Below are 21,680 nucleotides of genomic sequence, written 5' to 3' on the forward strand. Positions count from 1 at the left end.
TAGTAGAAAAAAAAGAAAGCTATAATGGAGAAATGGGATGTACAGAGATACACTGTAACAAAAAAGCAGCCGGGATCAACTTTGCTGTTGATCCCGGCCGCCTGCTTGTGTATATACGTAGTTTTTACAGACTAGTAAAGACTGTACAAACTATTTACAGTTAATTTTCTCTTGTCTGTATAATCTTTGGAACCTATCAGGGTAATGGTATAAACCCTGCCGTTGGAGAAGCTGGCGCTTGGAGAAGAGTTTTCTGCCAGCACCGTGCTTGTACCTGCTGTTTTTACCTTGATATTGTTGGTGTAAACTGATTTAGTCAACGGAGTGAATGCTGTTCTGAAACCACTGGTACCCACGTAAGTGCGGTTGCTGTCTACTTTTACATCGTCGATGTATAGGTCAACAGGACCGGCAGAAGGGCTCAGATGGAAGAAACGGATGTTCACAGCAGTTTCTTTAGCACCGGTGAAATCATCTTTAATGCTTCTCATCTGCGGAGCAGTAGAGTCGCCATAAGCCACTACTGTATTATATGTCAGGGAATCATACAGGTTGGTTACCGCTACAAAGTCAGTAGTCTGGCCGGCCTTTTTAAAGGAGAACGTACGGATGCCTCCGTAAATAGGATATCCGATATAGGTAAAACCAATAGAAAGGGCATTGTTATTCACTTTGGTGCTGTTATCATAAAAATCCAGGTCTCCGCTGGTGAGGATACCATTGATAATAGCTACCGCAGCCCTGTCCCGCTGAGGTGTTACGTTGTCACTTTTTAAGCAGGCGCTGAAGCTGGTTACCGCTGTCACAAGGGCCGCTATTGCCCAAACACGAGTTTTTTTAGTTGTCATTTTGCTATCTTTTAGTGCGAGTTTGATTTGGTTATAAAAGGTTATTCAAGATCTTTGGTATAATCGAACCTGAATTTAGACAGATCCGGAAGATGTTTTTTCGTACGTTGTAGTTCATACTCATAAATAATTTCGCCCAATGCTTTTAAGAATGGCTTCCCCGTTTCTTCGAACTGATAATGTTTGTCGCTTAAAATGCCGTCTTCATTTACATATACAGTGGCCGACAGCATGAATTCTACATGATGTGTGAAGTCCGCTATATAGGCTACGTCTGTCAGAAATCCATATGCCCAGCCAGGTTTATTGAAACTACGAATGTTCGCATTAATGTTGTTGCCTTGTACCCCTCCGAATAACAGGAATTTCACATAATTGTGATGGAATTCTGCTGTGTCATAACGGGGATACGCTGATTCTTCCGGTTGAGCAGACATACAGTGATACAAAAACTGGTAATCGCTATCCTTTAAACGGAATCGATGTTTTTTTGTTACAGCTTCCGGAAAAATTATCTGCCGGAGGATCCCATGGAGGTCGGCCAGCGGTACCCTGTTCTTCTGGGAGGCATCCATAGGACTGTTCACCAGCTCGTCCTTGTCATTATAGTATCCTTTGCCCATCAGGTCATGTCGGGGAGAGAAGGAGAGGTGGCTGTAACCTTCCGGCTGACTGTATATCACCCGGTCGCCCTGGCGGAAGGTGACGGGGTTGGTATGCCGGTTTTCCTCGGGGTCTACTCCCGTAATCCCCACCCGGTGTTTTATCTGGACATCCGTAAAGCCCTTCTCCCACAATCTCTTATTAAAGGTCTCCTGCCCGATGAACTCATACAACCGGTTATAGGCATCATTGTCGCTAACCAATAATATTTTTTTAATATATTGCCCTACTGAAGGTAGTCCGCCGGGAGCAGTCGTATCTGACAATACTTCAGGCGTAATATCCTTCAGGCTGTCGGTGAACATGGGTGTATGCCTGTCCAGGCCCGGAATGTTCAAGTCATTCAGCTTTTCCAGGGCGAGGGCGGCTGCGGCCAGTTTTACGGTGGAGGCAGGGTAGAAATACCGGCCAGTGTCCACCCGGTAATAATAATCAGTGAAATGCGGCCGGTTCGCCGCATCCCGGTCTATCCGGGTGTAAATGATCTGTAAACCAAAGTCCTGCGGTTGCCGGAACACAGGCCCCAGCCTGTCCGCATGCGCACTTAAAAGGGTATCGAGAAAAGAGTCTTTAACAGGATAATGCCTTGTTCCCATATTTTTATTAGTATTGCAGGCTGCAAAGAATAGCATCAACCAGAGAAAAATAGAACGACGCATACAATAAAGATTAATTTTTGGCAGGAAAGTAAGGGTATTATGTACTGATAATCAACTATTTCTACCTTTTTCCTTTTCTACCGTGGAACGGCTTTAATATATCAATTTAAATTCTATCTTTGCAACTCTTAAAAAATTTTTATAAACCCGAAACAATATGCAACTTAAAGGACTGGTTAGATTTTTTGCCGGTGCATTGATCCTTATCTCTGTGTATTATTTGTCGTTCACGTTTTTGGTACGTGGCTACGAGAAGAAAGTAGTTGCGCAAGCTCAGAGTGATATTAGCAAATCATTCCCAACTGCTGAACAGAAGTATCCTGGTAATAAAGAGCTGCAGGCTGTTTATGAGGACTCACTGGCAGACCTGGTGAAGGAAAGAAGACAAAGGATTCTGGACAGTACCAGCAACAAAGAAATGGCGGGTTTTCCTTGGTATGTTACTTATGAAAAAGCCAAAGAAAAAGAGCTGAACCTGGGGCTTGACCTTCAGGGTGGTATGAACGTAGTACTGGACGTAAGTGTGGAAGATGTGATCCGTTCACTGAGCGGTCATTCACAGGATGCGGCTTTCAACAAAGCCCTGGATCTGGCTGTACAGCGTAAGAAAACCAGTCAGTCTGACTTCGTTACATTGTTCGGGAAGGCATACGAGGAAGTACAGCCGCAGGGCCGTCTTGCTACCATTTTTGCCAATGCATACCAGAAAGACATTGACTTCACTACAAGCAACAGCAAAGTACTGGATGTGATCCGCCGTGAGGCAAGCGCAGCCATCAAAAATACTTACCTGGTGTTGCAGAAACGTATCGATAAATTCGGGGTGTCATCTCCAAACATCAGCCTGGACGAGAGTAAAGGTATTATCTCTGTGGAACTGGCAGGTGTTGACAATCCTGAGCGCGTGAGAAAATACCTCCAGGCCAGCGCTAACCTGGAATTCCGTGAGGTATATAAAAATGATGAGCAGTTCATCTCCACTATTCTCCAGCCGATGAACGAGGCTATCAAAGCTGCTGTAGGTACAACACCTGCAAAGGCTGCTGATAGTACCGCTAAACAGGCTGCCGACACTACTGCTGCTGTAGCAAAGGCTGCTGGTGATACCACAACTACAGGTAGCCTCACTGCTATCTTAAACGACTCTGCAAAATCCGGCAAAGCTGACTCCCTGAAAACAGATGCTGAGCGCAGAGCTGAACTGGCAAAAGCTGAGCCTTTCTTCAGCATTTTCGCTCCAAGATATCATCCTCAGCAAGGTATCGCTTATGGGCCGGTGATTGGTAATATCCTCCCTACAGATACTGCTACCTTCAGACGTTACCTCCAGATCCCGGCGGTAAGAAATGTACTGCCTAAAGACCTGGTGTTTGTATACGGCGCTGAAGACAAAGAAAATAAACACGCACCACTGCCGGTATATGCTATCAAAGTAAATCCGATCAACCCGACTCCACGTGTAGGTGGCGAAAGGGTAGTGGACGCAAGACAGGATTACGACCAGAGCGGCCGTCCTGAAATTTCCATGACGATGGACCAGATTGGTGCCAAAGAATGGAAAAAACTGACCGGCGAACTGGCTCCTACAGATCCAAGCAATCCTGCTACACTGAACTATGTAGCCGTTGTACTGGACAACATCGTTTATTCCGCTCCGTCCATCCAGGGTGAGATCGGAGGTGGCCGTTCTTCTATCTCCGGTAGCTTTACCCTGGAAGAAGCAAACGACCTTGCAAACATCCTGAAATCCGGTAAAATGCCGGCTCCTGCGAAAATCGTTCAGGAGCAGATCGTCGGACCATCCCTCGGTCAGGAATCTATCGCAGCAGGTGCTAAATCTTTCATCATCTCCTTCATCGTGATCTTCGTCCTGATGCTGGTGTACTATAACTCTGCTGGTTGGGTAGCGAACATCGCACTGGTACTCAACCTGCTGTTCACCTTCGGTATCCTCGCTTCCCTCGGTGCTACGCTGACGATGGCAGGTATCGCTGGTCTGGTACTCACCGTGGGTATGGCTGTGGATACGAACGTAATCATATTCGAACGTATTAAAGATGAATTGACCCGCGGTAAGAGCTATCAACAGGCAGTAGAAGACGGTTACAAACGTTCTTATGCACCTGTACTGGATGGTCACATTACCTCCCTGCTCACTGCAATCATCCTGTTCTACTTTGGTCTCGGTCCGGTACTGGGCTTCGCTACCACACAGATCATCGGTTTGCTGCTGTCTCTGTTCTGCGGTATCATGGTTTCCCGTATCGTTACTGACTGGTGGACTAACAAGAAAAGACACTTCGAATACTTTACTCCGATCTCTAAAAAGATCTTCAAACACGCTTCCTTCGACTTCGTAGGAAAGAGAAAATACGCTTACATCATATCATTCGTGATGATCGCATTAGGCGCATCCTCTTTCTTCCATGGTTTCCGTCACGGTGTTGACTTCGACGGTGGTCGTAACTTCACTGTTCGTTTCGAACAACCAATGAAGGCGGAAGAAGTACGTAATGTACTGGAAAAAGAATTCGGTAGCGAACCTTATGTAAAGACAATCGGTACCAGCAACCAGCTGAGCATCACTACCAACTATAAAATCGACGAACAGAGCGAAGCAGTAGATAAAGAAGTAACACAGAAACTGTTCAACGGTCTGAAGAAATTCTATGAGCCGGGAATGACTTATGAAGTATTCTCTTCACCAAGGTTCATCGTAGCTTCCCAGACAGTATCTCCGACCATTTCTGACGACTTACGTGCAGGCGCCGTGAAAGCGACCGTTCTGTCCCTGATCGTGATCTTCCTGTACATCCTGCTGCGTTTCAGCAAATGGCAATATTCAATCGGTACTATCTTCTCCCTGTTGCACGACGTGATGGTAACACTGGCAGTGTTCTCTTACTGCCGCGATTTCGTTCCGTTTGCACTGGAAGTTGACCAGCACTTCATCGCTGCGATCCTGACCGTGATTGGTTTCTCCATGAACGATACCGTGATCGTGTTCGACCGTATCCGCGAATACTTCCGTACAGGTGTAATGAAGGGTGCAAGCAGAGACCAGGTGATCAACAAAGCCATCAACGATACGCTGAGCCGTACCGTAATGACTTCCCTGACTGTGTTCCTGACTATCCTGATCCTGTTCATCTTCGGTGGTGAGGTAACCCGCGGTTTTGCATTCGCAATGCTGATCGGTGTGGTAACCGGTACTTACTCCTCCATCTTCGTGGCGGCTCCTGTACTGGTAGATTTCGACAAGAAGAACGAGCTGTCTAACGAAAGCGACGTTGTTCCTGTAAAAGAAACAGCTGCTCCGGCTACCGCTAAAAAGTAGTGTTCAACTAAAATGTTTGATAATTAAAAGCCCTTCGGTCCAACCGAGGGGCTTTTTTCATGCTCCATGGGATCACCCAGTTACAAACACCTGCCCACCTAAGCAGCGGCTAGAACCAAGATTGTCCTCCTCTATTACCCCTCCCAATGTAGCGGAGTATTCCAGGCTAATGGTATTACAAATAACTCCGCCTATGGCGGGCGACTTGAACCAAGATTGTCCTCCTCTATTACCCCGCCCAACGTAGCGGAGTATTCCAGGCTAATGGTATTACAAATAACTCCGCCTATGGCGGGCGACTTGAACCAAGGCCCGTCTTCCCTCTATTATCCCCCCAATGTAGCGGAGGGTTTCAGGTGGAGACCTAAGGGCCTTAGCCCTTGGAGAGGTTGATACGATCAACCAGGGATTTAATAGATATTCTGAAGCTAAATACGACCAACAGAGCCCAATAGCAGGCCTCGGAAAGGGGTACAGCCCGTGGTCCCACCTGAAACCGCAGCAAACATCTCTCTGCCACCACAAACTCTCATGTCCCGCATCTAAATCTGCCTTAATTCCGGTCTTTAGAGGTCTATATTAAGCTATCGCTTCCAATTACTACCGTTATATCTCCTATCAGGCAAAAATCGGAATACGGGCTTAAAAATGGCTTTAAATCACAGGCATCCATTGTATGACTGTACTATTTCATTCCTAACCAGCGCCCTCATGCGCTCATTCCTTCATCCTAGATCGATTCAAATTCGCTTTGTGTAGCATTTGTGTTCTATATCTCCATATCGCTATACCGTCATCTGGATATCACTTTAGGCTCATCTCTATATCGAATCGATATAGAGATGCCGGTGAAATGATATGGAAATGACGGTAAAGTGATATGGAAGAAGCGAGAAAAGATGCTACAAAGAAGCATTCTTAATGCTGTATTCTGAGGAATGGTATGTTATAGGGATGGCGGGAGGAAAGAATATAACAGCGGGATCCGCCGGCAACGAAAGTAGTGTGCCTTTTTTGGCTCCGAGATGGGGTCAAATCCTTGAACTATAAACATGAAATGTCCGGCACATATGCCTCCCAGGGAGGACACTGTGGCTAATCCCGGTCGGGATCTGATACTACGTAATAAAGAAAAAGGTGGCTAATCCCTGGTCAGCAGCTTTATCAGCTTATCATCCGGCTCGCCATTGTCATCGATAATGCCGAAACCGCCTTTGTAATCCCAGATAGTCCAGGCAATATTGTTCTTTTCCAGGGTCTTTCTGACGTCCCTGTACCAGTGTAGCCTGTCCTTGCGGTTAACAGTATTGAGGCAGCCCCACTCTCCGCAGTAAAGGGGGAGTTTGAGCTTCTTCGCTACTTTCACGGCGGTCATGATCTGCTGCTCAATAACGTCAGCGTCATATTCTTCTGAGCTGCCCGCCAGCAGGTTGCGGATAGTAGCCGGTTGCTGGGCGATCTCTTTTGAAGTAATAGTAGCGCCGGGATAATGTACAGGGCCGCTGTAATCCTTGTGAGCAGTCCAGCTGGCCTTATAATGCGTAAAGTAGAAGGGATTATAGTAGTGAAAACTTAGGATCAGCCGGTTATCTCCCGCAGGTACTTTTAGCTGTGGAAAGGTGCTGAAGGACTGGTAATGATTACTGCCAATCACTATCACCCGCTTAGGCTCCAGCTCCCGGATCAGGGCAATACCGCGCGCCGCCAGGTCATTCCATTGGGAAGCACTGTCTGCCACGGGTTCATTCAGCAACTCGTAAGCAACAAGATTGGTAGGATATTTCTTCAGCTCTGCGCTCAGCTCCCGCCAGCATTGGAGAAAGCGCTCCTGCGCGGCTGATTGCTCCCAGAGCGCGATGTTTTTGGAATTGAAATGATGACTACGGAGAATATGCATATCTACTATCGCCCGCAGATGGTATTGTTTACACCAGCCGATCGCTTTATGTAAAAGTGCCCAGGCATCTTTGTACTTCTCTTCACGATAGTCCCAGAGTTCCGCTTCCTCTACAGGAATGCGGATATGATCAAAACCTTTATCTGCCAGCAGGGCAACATCTTTCTCAGTGAAATAATCGGCCTGGGCTACTCCATGCCGGCCACCGGACTGCGACAACCAGTGACTGATATTGACGCCGCGTTGAATGTTAAATCCCTCAGGCATCCTGGGGGCATCCTGTGCAAAAACAATGGCAGAAGGGGCCGCCAGCATGAGGATGAACAATGTGGCAGTAAGTGATTTGTAGATATTTAGCATAGTACAAATATTCGAAAATTAGTGTTCACGTTCAAGAGCCTTCGCCGGAAGGGATTCATTTTCAGGCCGAAAGGCATTGTAGTTAGCTGAACAGGAATGCCACATCCTCTTCTGTCAGCTTTTTCACGAAACCAGTGTCTTCACTGATCAGGTCATCCGCAATCATCTTCTTTCGCTCCTGCAAGGCCAGTATCTTCTCTTCCACACTGTCTTTACAGATCATCTTATAGGCGAATACCTTGTTCTGCTGCCCGATACGGTGTGTACGGTCAATAGCCTGCTGCTCTGCCGCGGGGTTCCACCAGGGGTCTACAAGATACACATAATCTGCAGCGGTCAGGGTTAGGCCCACGCCACCGGCCTTAAGACTGATAAGGAATACCCTGATATTTTCGTCCTCCTGGAACTGGTTCACCAGTTGCTGACGGTGTTCCGCTTTTGTGCTGCCATCCAGGTAAAAGAAGGGGATCCCTTCAGTTTCCATCGACTTCGCAATGAGCTGCAACATACCCGTAAACTGTGAGAATACGAGTACCTTATGTGTACCGGTGTTCTCGCTGATCTCACGCATCAGTTCATCCAGTTTGACAGAGCTGGTTACATCCGACTCTTCCGCCACCAACTGAGGGGCATTACATACCTGCCGCAGGCGGGTCAGGCCTTCCAGTACATAGATCGTGCTAGCAGCCATACCTTCCTCATTGATACGCTGCATGAGTTTTGCCTTGTACAGGTCGCGGATGCGGTTGTAAGCCTTCCGCTGTTCGTCGCCCATCTCGCACCACATAATGATCTCCGTCTTATCCGGCAAATCCTGTGCAATTTGTTCCTTGGTACGTCGCAACAGGAATGGATAGATCAGTTTACGCAGACGGCCTGCCTTTTCGGCATCGGCATATTTGTCAATGGGCATGGCAAATTCCGAGCGAAAGAAAGCCTGGTTGCCCAGTAGCCCTGGATTGGCAAAGTTCATCTGCGCATAGAGGTCCATCGTGTTGTTCTGGATAGGCGTACCGCTGAGGATCAGTCGGTTACGGCATTGTAGTACCTGTAGCGCCTTCGTGGTCTGGGAGGAGGGATTCTTGATCACCTGGCTTTCGTCCAGCACCACATACCCGAATACATGTGTGGTAAAAACGGCAGTATCGCTACGCACGGTACCATAACTGGTGATGATGAGCTGATGCTGCTTCCAATGCTCCGCATTATACTGCCTGTTGCCGCCATGATACACGGCGTAGCGCAATCCGGGGGCAAATTTCTGCAGTTCGGCCTGCCAGTTATAAATAAGGGAGGTAGGACACACTACGAGGTGTGTTTCTCCGGGATATTTCTCACAGAGATGTTGCAGGAAAGTGATGGTCTGGAGGGTCTTACCAAGACCCATATCATCCGCCAGGCATCCACCCCAGCGCATGGCATCGAGGAGGCACATCCACTCAAAGCCGGCCTGCTGGTAAGTGCGGAGTTGCGCCTGTATGGCTGATGGTACCGGGAAGTGTTCGGACGATTTTGCCTGCAGGCGTCGTAGTTGCTCCAGGTCATTTTCCTTGACTACGGTACCCCTGGCTTCCATCATCTCCTGGGCAACGGTAAAATGCAGTCTTGACAGCTTTAGCTTGTCTTTGTTGACCTGTCCCAGTTTCCAGAGCAGGTCATACTTGTGCAGCCACTCGTCGGGAATAACGCCGATTGTACCGTCTTTCAGCAGCAGGTGCGGTTGCCGGTGCAGCAATGCTTTCTGAATATCTGTCAGTGCTACAGGGATATCACCGTAACGGACGTCTATTTCCAGGTCAAAGCTATCCTTATCATCCCCATGCCAGCGCACGTCCATAACGGGTACATTGGTATTGTACCTGAAATGCTGCAGCTGGTCCATGCCGTACACACCGATATTCCTGTCTGTCAGCTTACGGTAGCATTTCACCAGCCACTGGCTCTTCTCCGCATCTGCGAAAGGGAGGTAGAAATAGCCATTCCGTTGCTGGGCAAAACGGGGATGCAACCCACGGATGAAGGCAATCAGTTCTTTTTCAGCCTCTACATGGCGCCTGATCTCATACTGGATATCGCCTTCGGCCTTGAGAATGACCGGTTCATTGGTATCCTCAATGCTGAAGTTTCCGTACTGCCACTGGGGCGTCAGTACCAGGAAGGATTTATTCAGTTCACTCAGCCAGATATTACATTCCGGCGGTGTGTCTATAATTTCTTTTTGTAAAAGGATGCTTTTATTCACGCTGTACTGCTCACTGAGGGCCGGCAGGGTGTGTTCAATAAAGGTGGCTTCCTCATGTGACGGGATATCCATGAATCCTCCGGGAAATTGCTCCAATGTGGCGGCTGCAGCAGGAGGGAGGATGAACAGTTCCCCACGACTGCGGAGCACAAATCCGTAATGCTCAAAATCGGATAGCGGGAAGGCCTGTCCGTTGATGGTGACCAGCGCAAGCACTCTCAATGCGCCGGTAGCGCTGCGTTGCAGTTCAAAGGAGAGCACCGGCGGAAAGTTGTTCACCGTGGCAGGCCGTGTATGTTTGAGCAGCATACTGTCGTCCGTGATCATGGTATACCAGGGTAGTACCGGCGTCAGTGGCCGCAGTTGCTGCAATGTGTGGTACAGGTATTGTTGCATACCTTCCTGCACATATTGTTGCAGGGTAAGGGATTTCACGGGATTGTCCCGGAATTTCTCTTTGAGTTGCAGTTCTTTATAGACCATCGCTTCCTGCGTGCAGGGCTGCAGGAGGTGTTGCACACCGGCAGGCAGGGTGTTGAAGATGGACAATGACTTTTTATCGTTCAGGGGCATGCGCTGGCAGGTACGGCCGCCGGCATCTTCTTTCAGAATGCCTGCACTGATCTTCACCGGGGTAGGGTGATTGGACTGTAATTCCAGCAGCAATACAGGCGTTGCTTTATGTTTGTTGTTATTGCCTTGAGTGATGGTTTTCCCCATGTAATAATATGGTTATAATTGATCGGGTTAATGTTCCGCAGCCAGCTGCAGCAGCTTTTCATGCAATGCCAGCACCTGTGGAATGACCATTTCCTGTTCATCGTTGCGGATCACATAATCGCACAGTTTCATCTTGATAGTATCATCGATCTGTTTGTACATCCGCGCGAGTACATCACTACGGCCGATATTATCCCGCTTCATGACACGCAATATACGCAGTGGCTGTGGGGCAGATACGCCGATACATTTGTCCAGGTACTGAAAAGAGCCGGATTCGAAAAGGAGGGCTGCTTCCTTCAGCACATAGGGGGCCGTTTGCCGGTCTGCCCATTCATCGCTGTGACGGATGGTGGCAGGATGTACGAGAGAGTTGAGTAGCTCCAGTTTATCCTTATCATTAAAAACGATCTTGCCCAATGCGGCTCTGTCCAGCACATTATTGCTATCGTACATATGGTTGCCGAAATGTGCCTTTACCTGTTGTATCAGCAGCTCATCCGTCTGCATGATCGTTTTGGCTGCATCATCAGCATAATAGACAGGAACGCCCAGTAGTGCGAAGATCTTCGCTACTGTGCTTTTGCCTGAGCCTATGCCGCCTGTAATACCAATTTTTAACATACGTCCAAATTCCAAAAAAAATCCCAAACTCCGTCAGGAATTTGGGATGTGCTATCTGTAGACAGCAATTATTTTGCAGGTGTTGCAGCTGCTTTCTGTTGAGCAGTAGTGTATTCCATGCTTATTGCAGAACGCTCGATAGTCAGGTAGGTACCAGCGCTTACTTCAATCTTGAGAGTGCCATCTTCGTTGATCTTCTTCACAGTACCATGGATACCTGCGATAGTAACGATTTTGTCGCCTTCACGCAGATTGCTGATGAAATCTTTCTGCGCTTTTGCTTTCTTGGTCTGAGGGCGGATCATAAATAACCACATCACCAGGATCATACCGCCAATAAATATGAACTGGAAGCCGCCACCGCCTTGTGCGCCAGCTGCACCACCACCCATCAGTAAAACGTTCAGCATGTTAGTGTACATCGTATTAAGTTGTATTTAGTTGTTTAGTTGTTTCTTGTTTCCTATTGTCCCACAATATTGATACCGGTCTCCAATTGTCCTGGCAGCTTATTTCTGCTTCTGGATAGTACACTGGATCTTAGGTCCCTGCACCTGTTCCGGTTTCGTATTGGCCCTTATAATAATTTCCTTCTCGGTATATCCTTCTTTTCCTGCGCTGTTGAACACTACTTTCATATAGCTGCTTTGTCCGGGTTTGATAGGCTCTTTAGGCCAATCCGGCACAGTACAGCCACAGCTGGAGGTAGCGTCTGTGATGAGCAGGTCTCTGTCGCCCGTGTTGGTAAATTTGAAAGCATATTCCACTTTTTCACCTTCCGTAATGGTGCCGAAATTGTGGACCATCTCATCAAAAGTGATCACAGGAGTACCTTTCACTGAGTCGGTGCTGGCAGCAGCGGCAGTTTCCTGGCCACCGGTTTTACCGCTATTTGAATTACAGGCGCCTGCCACGAGGCTTCCGGCTATCAGGTAAAAGAATATCTTTCTCATATTGTTATTGGGTTCGACCCAAAAATAGCTATTTTTTTGTACGGTCTACCTTCTTTATCAGATTCGCCTGATCCAGGTCTTTTAAGATATTGTCCAGGATACCGTTCACAAATTGTCCGCTCTGCGGGGTGCTGTATGCCTTTGCCAGGTCAATGTACTCATTGATTGTCACCTTGGTAGGGATGGTCGGGAAGTACAGGAATTCGCATACACCCATCTCCATCAGTAACATATCCACTGCGGCGATACGCTCAGGGTCCCAGTTCTGTAATTTGGGCTTGATGAGCTCCAGGCAGTATTCCTTCTTATCCAGTACGGTAAGCAGCAGGTCACGCGCATACTCCAGTTTCTCTTTGCTGATCAGCTGAAGGAAGTTGAAGAGGTGCGGTTTGTGCATGTAGTTGGCTACCAGGAGGTCCATCATATCTGCGTCGTCGCCCCAGTGCAGGAAATTGTCTTCCATGTGCTGAACGAACAGCTCATTTTTGGAAAGGATCTCTTTGTAGAGATATTCCATGATCTCCTTCTCGCTGGTTTTGTTACGGGCAGGATCTTTTATGTATTGCTGGTAAATGTCTGTAGCGGTGAGCGTATTGTAAAGTTTACGCATCAGGTCCGGCTCAGGAAGGTGTTTGAGTTTCCACTGTTCCAGGTTTACCTGAAAGCCTTTGTCATTGATTATCTGGAAAATAAATTCATTTCCGGCGATCTTGGTATTTACCTGCAGGTCGGCTGCTGAGGGAAGATGTTTGGATGCCCGAGTCTGGGCGTCGATTTCTGCATACTGTGCTACCTGAGTGAGGCAGTATAATAAGTATGTAAAGATCTGACTGGTCTGGTCCAGTTTCTCGTTCAGTAAACTGGTAGCCGTGCCCGGCTTAATGGCACCCTGTTCCATCGTTTCCAGGGCATAAAGGGTCTGCATGACCTTTACCCGGATATTTCTTCTGCTAATCATCTTATAATCAAGAACTGTATGAGGCCGCAAAGCTAGGGGAAAATTGGGGAATTAGGAATTCTTAATTTCCTAATTACTATCTTACGGCAGATTCTGTCAGGTTTTTGCTGAAAAAATGGCATTTTTGTCAGTGTGCCTGATAAGCCTATCCGTTGGTGACTGAAAATTTGACTATCAAAAGCGCCTTGGCACAATTATCGAGGTGCCAAGACACAATAAATCTTCATCTTACCTTTTTAAAAAGTATAATTATATGGCAAAAGATTTAAGTATTAAACCCTTAGCTGACAGGGTGATCGTGAAACCCGCAGCCGCAGAAGAAAAAACAGCTGGTGGTATCATCATCCCTGATACTGCAAAAGAAAAACCACAGAGAGGTACGGTAGTAGCTGCCGGTCCTGGTAAGAAAGATGAGCCGGTGACTGTAAAGGTAGGCGATACTGTATTGTATGGTAAATATTCCGGTACAGAGATCAGCATTGAAGGCGGCGATTACTTAATCATGCGTGAGTCTGACATTTTAGCTATTGTTTAATCAATCACGCTGACATTACAGGCAAACCAAAACACAAATTAAAAAAACACACAGCTATTATGGCAAAGCAGATATTTTTTAGCACTGATGCCCGCAATAAGATGAAGAAGGGCGTGGACACCCTGGCAGATGCAGTGAAAGTTACCCTGGGTCCTAAAGGTCGCAACGTAGTTATTGAAAAGAAATTTGGCGCTCCTAGTTTAACAAAAGACGGTGTGAGCGTTGCTAAAGAAATCGAACTGGAAGATCCTATCGAGAACATGGGTGCTCAGATGGTGAAGGAAGTGGCTTCCAAAACCGCTGACATTGCAGGTGACGGTACAACTACCGCTACTGTTCTGGCACAGGCTATCATCGGCGAAGGACTGAAAAACGTTGCAGCCGGCGCTAACCCAATGGACCTGAAACGTGGTATCGACAAAGCTGTTAAGGCTATCGTTGACAACATCAGCAAACAGGCTGAGAAAGTTGGTAGCGACAACAAAAAGATCGAGCAGGTTGCTGCTATCTCCGCTAACAACGACGCTGAGATCGGTAAACTGATCGCTGAAGCGATGAATAAAGTAACCAAAGATGGTGTTATCACCGTTGAAGAAGCAAAAGGTACTGACACTACTGTAGAAGTAGTAGAAGGTATGCAGTTTGACCGTGGTTACCTGTCTCCATACTTCATTACCAACAGCGAGAAAATGCACGCTGAACTGCAGAATCCTTACATCCTGATCTACGACAAAAAGATCAGCACCCTGAAGGACATCCTGCACATCCTGGAAAAAATCGTTCAGAACGGCCAGCAGTTGCTGATCATCTCTGAAGATCTGGAAGGTGAAGCACTGGCTACCCTGGTAGTAAACAGACTGCGTGGTCAGCTGAAAGTTGCTGCAGTAAAAGCTCCAGGCTTCGGCGACAGAAGAAAAGAAATGCTGCAGGACATCGCAACCCTGACCGGTGGTGTTGTTATCAGCGAAGAACAAGGTTACAAACTGGAAAATGCTGACCTCAGCTACCTGGGTCGTGCAGAATCCGTAACTATCGATAAAGACAACTCTATCATCGTTGGTGGTAAAGGTGAAAAAGAATCTATCCAGGCTCGTATCAACCAGATCAAAGCTCAGATAGAAGTTACTACTTCCGATTACGATCGCGAAAAACTGCAGGAACGTCTTGCTAAACTGAGCGGTGGTGTGGCTGTATTGTACGTTGGTGCTGCTACCGAAGTAGAAATGAAAGAGAAGAAAGACCGTGTTGACGATGCCCTGCACGCTACCCGCGCTGCTGTGGAAGAAGGTATCGTACCAGGTGGTGGTGTTGCTTACATCCGCGCTATCGAAAGCCTGGAAACACTGAAAGGCGAAAACGAAGATGAGCAGACTGGTATCGCTATCGTTAAACGCGCTATCGAAGAGCCTCTGCGTCAAATCACTGCTAACGCCGGTATCGAAGGTTCTATCGTAGTACAGAAAGTAAAAGAAGGTAAAGGTGATTTCGGTTTCAATGCCCGTTCTGAGGTATATGAAAACCTGCTGGCAGCTGGCGTTATCGACCCTGCTAAGGTTACCCGTATTGCACTGGAAAACGCTTCTTCTATCGCAGGTATGCTGCTGACCACCGAGTGTGTGATCGCTGACAAACCTGAACCTAAATCCGCTGCTCCTGCTCCGCATGGTGGCCACGGTATGGGTATGGACTACTAATAAAAACAGTATCCAAAATATAAGCGAAAGGGTGTCTGCCATCGGCGGACACCCTTTCCTTTTTGTTACCTTTCCTGTAACTTTAGCCCTATTTCTCCGTTATAACTGTATGAACGCTATTTTACGCGCCACTTTTTGTTTTTTACTGCCCGTACTATTGCTTACGGCTTGCGCTAAGAATGAATATTCCGGCGCCTATGAAGACAATATTATTGAAAGATCAATACTGAAACAGGATAGCCTTATCCAGCAATATATCGAGAATCATAATCTCGCTATGGAACACGATTTCAGCGGACTCTATTTCAAAATAGAAGAACCGGGCGATTCCATTCATCCTACCCTCAATTCCGTACCAACCATCAATTATACCCGCCGCAACCTGAACGACTCTTTACTGGACGCCTCTTTCGGAGATACTGACTTCGATGGCCGCGCGCTGAAAGACCATATCGTAGGCTGGCAGATCGGACTGCAGAAAATAGGCAAGGGAGGTAAGATCTTTATGATCATCCCTTCAAGGCTGGCTTTCGGTACAGCCGCCGTAGGTAACATCATTCCTGCCAATACCGTTCTGGTGTGCGATGTTGAATTAGTTGATTTCAAATAAGTTCCTTCCGTATTTAATCACTGACTATCATAAAAAATCTGAGCATTTCAAATGAAAAAATTAAGCATGAGGAAATTTTTCCTGCTGGGGGCAGTACTGATGATGGCTTTGTTTGCAGCCTGCAGTAAAGACAACGACACTTATGATGCGTTGGGACAGTTCAACAAAGATGTGGATAGCATTAAGGCATACCTGGAAGCTAAGAACCTGGTGGCCACCCAGGATTCAGCTTCTGGCATTTTTTATAACATCTCAGCGATCGGAAATGGTGTAGACAGTGTTAAAAGCACCAAAAGCCAAATAAAAGCATTATATACAGGACAGCTTTTGTCAGGTAAGGTATTTGACTCTACCGGAACTACTCCCCGCGACCTGGGAGCTGCGGGAAGTCTGATCACCGGATTTCAGTTCGCTTTGACAAAGATCACCAAAGGAGGTAAGATCCGTGTGTATCTTCCTTCCTATTTCGGATATGGTCCGGCGGTGAATAAAGATATCCCTGCCAATTCCGTGCTGATCTTCGACGTCGAGTTGACCGATGTCACCAATCCATAGTATTGTACTCTGCACTTATATGGCAAGTCCCGTTCTGACCAGCTCAGGCGGGACTTGTTTTTTGCAGTCATGCCATCGTATTTATTGTGCTTTGAGCCGTATATCAGGAAGTCCTGTTCTGACCGGTTCTGGTGCGGCTTGTTCGTTCATGTCATGCATGGATTTTTGGATATGCGGAATCCCTTAAATTTGCTCAAATTATAAGTAGTGGCACACGAATGCATATCGGTATTTGACATCTTCAAGATAGGCGTAGGTCCTTCCAGCTCACACACCTTAGGCCCATGGCGGGCGGCTCTTCAGTTCCTGCGGGAAGTGCAGGCTACGGGGAGAACACTCAATTCTGTTAAACAAGTCAGCGTTTTATTATACGGCTCCCTGGCAAAAACCGGGCATGGCCATGGTACGGACATCGCTGTACAGTTAGGACTTTGCGGAGATGATCCCGTTACTTTCGATGTCAACCAGATCAATAGTAAAATGGATGACATCCGCCGTAACAAGACCATGTTACTGGGAGGAAGCCATGCTATTCCTTTTGATCCATTACAGGATATCTCTTTCCTGTATGATGAATCATTGCCTTTTCACCCCAATGCACTTACTTTCCTGGTCACTTTCGAAGATGGTGAGCAACAGGCGGCTACCTACTATTCTATCGGTGGAGGCTTCGTTGTAAAAGAAGGTGAGACCCAGGGCAGCGCTGCTTCACAGGTAGATCTGCCATTTCCGATAGATACAGCCCGGCAGCTGTTGCAATGGTGTATTAAAACAGGTTATTCCATTTCAGAACTGGTAATGGAAAATGAACAGGCCTGGCGTCCTGAATCTGAAACACGGGCAGGTGTGATGAATATCTGGCGTGTGATGAAAGAATGTATTTACAGGGGTTGTCATACCGCGGGAGAATTGCCCGGCGGATTGCGTGTAGCAAGACGTGCTGCCGCTTTGAACAAGAAATTATTAAAAGGAAATACTTATACAGACTACGATTCCTGGATCACCGCTATCAGGCAGGGTGGCAACCATTTTGCCTATACGCTGGACTGGGTAAGCTGTTTTGCACTGGCTGTGAATGAAGAGAATGCTTCTTTTGGCAGAGTGGTGACTGCTCCCACCAATGGCGCCGCTGGTGTGATACCTGCAGTATTGCAGTACTTCATCACTTTCTGCGACGGCTACCAGGATGAAAAGATCATGCAGTTTATGCTCACTGCTTCTGAGATCGGCAGTATCTTCAAGAAGCGCTCTACCATATCGGCCGCTATGGGAGGTTGCCAGGCAGAGATAGGGGTATCTTCTGCAATGGCGGCAGCAGCGCTTACCGAATGCCTGGGCGGTTCACAACGCCAGGTGCTGATGGCGGCTGAAATAGCCATGGAACATCACCTGGGTCTCACTTGCGATCCTATCGGCGGACTGGTACAAGTACCCTGCATTGAAAGGAATACCATGGGCGCTATCAAGGCCATCACCGCTTCTCAGCTGGCCCTGCAAAGTAATCCTGAACTGGCAAAGGTGTCGCTGGATGCTGTGGTAAAAACCATGTGGGATACTGCACTGGATATGAATAGCAAATACAAGGAAACATCAGACGGTGGTCTGGCTGTAAACATACCAATCAGCCTGCCTGAGTGCTGATCGCCGGCAACGCGCTGCATGCAATGAGGATACTTTATTATTGCATGCAGCGTTCTGCATTATTTCCGTATCTTGTTTGATTATACCTCCAATTGATTATGAGAACTTTCACGTGCCTACTCTTATTAGTATTCCCCTTTACTGCATTGGCACAAACATTCGGTGGCAATCCTCCTTCTTTGAAATGGCGGCAGATCAATAACGATACTGCTCGTATCATATTCCCGGAAGGACTGGAAAAACAAGGCCGCCGGGTGGCAGATCTCGTGCATTATCTGGATAGATATACCCGTTATTCTATCGGGAACAGAAATAAAAAGGTCAGCATCGTACTACAGAACCAGACATTGGAATCCAATGGTTATGTACAACTCGGCCCTTTCCGCTCAGAATTTTATCTCACACCGCCACCCAACTCCTCAGATCTCGGATCATTGAAATGGGAAGACCAGCTGGCCATACATGAATACCGGCATGTATTACAGAACCGTAACTTCAACCAGGGCGTATCCAAAGTGGTATCCGTTGTACTGGGAGAAATGGGGCTGGCTGCGGCTACTAATATAGCAGTGCCTAACTGGTTCTGGGAAGGAGACGCCGTTACTATGGAAACAGCTTTAAGTGCGCAGGGCAGGGGCAGGCTGCCTGCTTTCTTTGATGGCTTCAGGGCCTTATCGCTGGAACATAAGGACTACAGCTACATGAAAATAAGGAACGGCTCCTATATAGACTTCACACCCAATCATTATCCGTTGGGATACCTGATGTCTGTATATGGCCGTGAACATTATGGTCGTACGTTCTGGAAAGATGTGACCACCGATGCGGTGCGTTACCGTGGTATATTCTATCCTTTCTCCCAAAGCCTGAAAAGGCGCACAGGGCATAACGTGACTGATTTTTACAAGGCTATGCTGCAGGAGTATCAACCGCTCTGGAATAATTACGCCACACAGGAAAGTAAGCCTGGCAAAGCATTGTTGGAAGCCCCTCATACTGTTACCAACTATAAATACATTTATCCTGTAAAACCGGGCGAATGGCTCGTATACAAGGATGCTTATAACAAAGTACCAGGCTTCTACCTGTTAGACAGCACCGGCAATCAACAGCTGGTGACCCGCCCGGGTATGAACTTCGACGACTATTTCAGCTATCGCAATGGCAGGCTGGTATGGACCGAGGCCCGCTTTCATCCCCGTTGGTCATGGAAAGATTATTCGGTTGTGAAGACCTATGATATGGCTACTGGTCATACCAGCACACTGACGCATATGACACGTTATTTCTCGCCTGATATCAGCGCAGATGGTAAACGGATCATTGTGTCATTGACGTTGACTTCACAGCAGTACGGTCTGCAACTACTGGACGGACAAACTGGCGCCGTAATATCGACCTTGCCCAATCCGCATAACTGGTATTATACCTATCCTAAATTTTCTGTTGATGAGCAATGGGTGATCAGTAATGTTCGCAATGACCGCGGACAAATGGCTATGATCCGTCAGTCATTGGCCACTGGTGAAACGGAAGAACTGACACCGTTCAGCTATATCGTGCTGGGCATTCCGATCATAAAACAGGATACGGTATACTACACTGCTGCGTATAAAGATGCCGATAATGTGTATGCCCTTACACTCTCTGACAAGAAGATTTACCAGGTAACAGCTCATCCCAACAGTGTAGTGCACGCTGCTGTTGACAACCAGGTTGTGTACAGCGCTTTTGGTACTAAAGGATATGCTTTGTATGCTACACCGCTGACGCCGGATAGCTGGCAGCAGATCGATACCGGTAGGAACTATCACAGTGCCTGGCTGAAGCCTGATTTCCAGGAAGGTGGCAACATTCTAGACAAAGTGCCGCAGGAGCAGTATGACATAAAGAAATACGCCAAGGGAACCCGCCTGTTCAACTTCCACAGCTGGTTGCCTACTTTTGATGATCCTGATTATAGCCTCACTCTGTATGGAGATAACATCCTGAATACGGCGTCTACCGCTTTGGGTTATACGTATAACCGTAATGAAGGAAGCTCAGGATTTACCGGTGATTTCATCTACGGAGCCTGGTTCCCTTATTTGCAGGCAGGAGCAAAATACACTTTTAACCGTTCGGATATTTTCTCTGGTAAAGGACGCCTGTACTGGAAGGAAATGGATCTGCACGGAGGATTCACCGTTCCGCTGAATCTGTCATCTGGTTTGTACAGCCGCAGCCTGTCGCTGTCTTCCATGTATCACTACCTGGAAAGATATCCGCAGGGCAATTTCCGTTTTACCCATCCATCAGTACAATACATTAGCAATACGTTGGTATTTAATAACCAGCGCATGCGGGGGAGGCAAAATATCTATTCTCATTTCGGACAATATGTCGCTTTGCAGTACAACCGCTCACTGACAACTGTATTTGCTGAGCAACTGTATGCAAGGGTTGATCTGTACCTGCCTGGCCTGTTTGCGAATCACAACTTTGTATTGCAGGGAGCCTGGCAGCAGCGGGATACGTTACGGAATTATTCTTTCACAGATAATTTCGCTTATGCGAGAGGATACAATGAGCCGTTCTACGAGCATATCTATAAACTGGGTGTAAATTATCATTTCCCTATCGCATATCCTGACTGGGGTTTTGCTCAGTTACTGTATTTCATGCGGATCCGTGGTAACGTATTCTACGATTACAGCAGGGCATATAATTTTATCACCAAAGCGAATACAAAGTATACTTCTGCCGGTGGGGAGCTGTTCTTTGATACCAAAATAGGTAACGAACTTCCTTTCACCTTCGGTGTGCGTTACAGCCATCTCTTTGACAAAGATCCGCTGGATAATGCAACCCAAAGATTCGCATTTATTCTGCCCTTACAGCAGCTGTTCAATTATTAACGAACGTTGAATTTTAATTTAGGCGCTCTATACAACTTATCGCCTGTATAGTTGATGATGATATTATCGAAGTAGAATACCTCATTTCTTTCGAGCATCTCTTTGATACGCTCTACCCAGAGGGAAGGCAGTTTGTCTCCTTTAAAAGAGTCGCCCACAAAGTCGGTGTAGATGCCGGGTTTGCCGGTGGTGTCATTGAGGTAAGGCTCCTTTCTTTCGTAGGTGAAATCAAAGGATACTACAGGATATTTATTATTCTTTTGATCCCGTACTACCAGTGGGGAGTCCAGCAGTTTCAAAATCTCAGGGCGGGGAAGGGAATCGCTTAGGAAAATGCCCCAGGTGCTTCTGAAACGTAGTGCAGTAGTAGTGGTTTTCGTAGTGGCAGCTGGTTTTTTAGCAGCAGGTGCTTTGGGTTTGCCAGTCTGGGCCAGTGCCGGAATACTGGAAAACAGTAAGAACATACCTGATATTAAATAACATTTAC

General features: G+C 47.2%; 16 protein-coding genes. 7 read left to right on the forward strand and 9 right to left on the reverse strand.

All coding sequences use genetic code 11. The annotated features are described in order from the left end of the window. Positions 1-131: 131 nt before the first annotated feature. Both BLR32_RS27540 and BLR32_RS27545 read right to left on the reverse strand, forming a co-directional pair. Positions 132-848, reverse strand: a complete 717-nt coding sequence (locus tag BLR32_RS27540) for a DUF4397 domain-containing protein (RefSeq protein ID WP_089836748.1) — start codon at positions 846-848, stop codon at positions 132-134. Between the two features lie 41 nt (positions 849-889). After that, positions 890-2,170, reverse strand: coding sequence for a serine hydrolase (locus BLR32_RS27545; RefSeq protein ID WP_245705535.1), 1,281 nt, complete (start codon positions 2,168-2,170; stop codon positions 890-892). A gap of 157 nt (positions 2,171-2,327) precedes the next feature. On the opposite strand from BLR32_RS27545, the gene secDF reads away from it, so the two are divergent. Next, on the forward strand, positions 2,328-5,507 hold the full coding sequence (gene secDF / locus BLR32_RS27550; RefSeq protein WP_089836750.1) for a protein translocase subunit SecDF: 3,180 nt from the start codon (positions 2,328-2,330) through the stop codon (positions 5,505-5,507). A 1,141-nt stretch (positions 5,508-6,648) separates the two neighbouring features. Here the strand turns inward: secDF and BLR32_RS27555 are convergent. The 6 genes from BLR32_RS27555 to nusB all read right to left on the reverse strand — a co-directional run bounded on the left by BLR32_RS27555 (position 6,649) and on the right by nusB (position 13,261). Further along, positions 6,649-7,764, reverse strand: coding sequence for a glycoside hydrolase family 5 protein (locus BLR32_RS27555; RefSeq protein ID WP_089836752.1), 1,116 nt, complete (start codon positions 7,762-7,764; stop codon positions 6,649-6,651). An 82-nt stretch (positions 7,765-7,846) separates the two neighbouring features. Next, the gene (locus BLR32_RS27560) at positions 7,847-10,726 is read right to left on the reverse strand and encodes a DEAD/DEAH box helicase (RefSeq protein WP_089836755.1); all 2,880 of its coding nucleotides are present in this window, start codon (positions 10,724-10,726) and stop codon (positions 7,847-7,849) included. 27 nt (positions 10,727-10,753) lie between these two features. Then, positions 10,754-11,350, reverse strand: a complete 597-nt coding sequence (coaE, locus tag BLR32_RS27565; protein WP_089836757.1) for a dephospho-CoA kinase — start codon at positions 11,348-11,350, stop codon at positions 10,754-10,756. A gap of 68 nt (positions 11,351-11,418) precedes the next feature. After that, entirely contained in the window at positions 11,419-11,760 is a 342-nt protein-coding gene (gene yajC / locus BLR32_RS27570; protein ID WP_245705536.1) for a preprotein translocase subunit YajC, read from the reverse strand. A 99-nt stretch (positions 11,761-11,859) separates the two neighbouring features. Beyond that, the gene (locus tag BLR32_RS27575; protein ID WP_089836761.1) at positions 11,860-12,303 is read right to left on the reverse strand and encodes a DUF1573 domain-containing protein; all 444 of its coding nucleotides are present in this window, start codon (positions 12,301-12,303) and stop codon (positions 11,860-11,862) included. Between the two features lie 28 nt (positions 12,304-12,331). Then, positions 12,332-13,261 carry a transcription antitermination factor NusB gene (gene nusB, locus BLR32_RS27580; RefSeq protein WP_089836764.1) on the reverse strand — a complete coding sequence of 310 codons (930 nt, stop codon included), beginning with the start codon at positions 13,259-13,261 and terminating at the stop codon, positions 12,332-12,334. Between the two features lie 253 nt (positions 13,262-13,514). Between nusB and BLR32_RS27585 the strand changes: the two genes are divergently transcribed. The 6 genes from BLR32_RS27585 (at position 13,515) to BLR32_RS27610 (ending at position 21,193) form a co-directional block, all read left to right on the forward strand. Further along, positions 13,515-13,796 (forward strand): co-chaperone GroES, encoded by a 282-nt coding sequence (locus BLR32_RS27585; protein ID WP_072356767.1) that lies wholly within the window; start codon positions 13,515-13,517, stop codon positions 13,794-13,796. A 59-nt stretch (positions 13,797-13,855) separates the two neighbouring features. Continuing rightward, a complete protein-coding gene (gene groL, locus BLR32_RS27590; RefSeq protein ID WP_089836766.1) occupies positions 13,856-15,490 on the forward strand; it encodes a chaperonin GroEL in 1,635 nt (544 codons plus the stop codon). A 109-nt stretch (positions 15,491-15,599) separates the two neighbouring features. Continuing rightward, positions 15,600-16,100 carry an FKBP-type peptidyl-prolyl cis-trans isomerase gene (locus BLR32_RS27595; RefSeq protein ID WP_176842452.1) on the forward strand — a complete coding sequence of 167 codons (501 nt, stop codon included), beginning with the start codon at positions 15,600-15,602 and terminating at the stop codon, positions 16,098-16,100. A gap of 66 nt (positions 16,101-16,166) precedes the next feature. Then, entirely contained in the window at positions 16,167-16,655 is a 489-nt protein-coding gene (locus BLR32_RS27600; protein WP_218124264.1) for an FKBP-type peptidyl-prolyl cis-trans isomerase, read from the forward strand. A 207-nt stretch (positions 16,656-16,862) separates the two neighbouring features. Further along, positions 16,863-18,296: an L-serine ammonia-lyase gene (locus tag BLR32_RS27605; RefSeq protein ID WP_089836770.1), complete on the forward strand. Its 1,434-nt coding sequence runs from the start codon at positions 16,863-16,865 to the stop codon at positions 18,294-18,296. A 98-nt stretch (positions 18,297-18,394) separates the two neighbouring features. Then, on the forward strand, positions 18,395-21,193 hold the full coding sequence (locus tag BLR32_RS27610) for a TolB-like translocation protein (RefSeq protein WP_143011612.1): 2,799 nt from the start codon (positions 18,395-18,397) through the stop codon (positions 21,191-21,193). Here BLR32_RS27610 and BLR32_RS27615 read toward each other — a convergent pair. Continuing rightward, positions 21,190-21,657, reverse strand: coding sequence for a hypothetical protein (locus tag BLR32_RS27615; RefSeq protein ID WP_143011613.1), 468 nt, complete (start codon positions 21,655-21,657; stop codon positions 21,190-21,192). The two genes, BLR32_RS27610 and BLR32_RS27615, sit on opposite strands and share 4 nt — an antisense overlap. Positions 21,658-21,680: the final 23 nt, after the last annotated feature.

Origin of the sequence: Chitinophaga filiformis, from assembly GCF_900102545.1 — a bacterium.
Classification (GTDB): Bacteria; Bacteroidota; Bacteroidia; order Chitinophagales; family Chitinophagaceae; genus Chitinophaga; species Chitinophaga filiformis.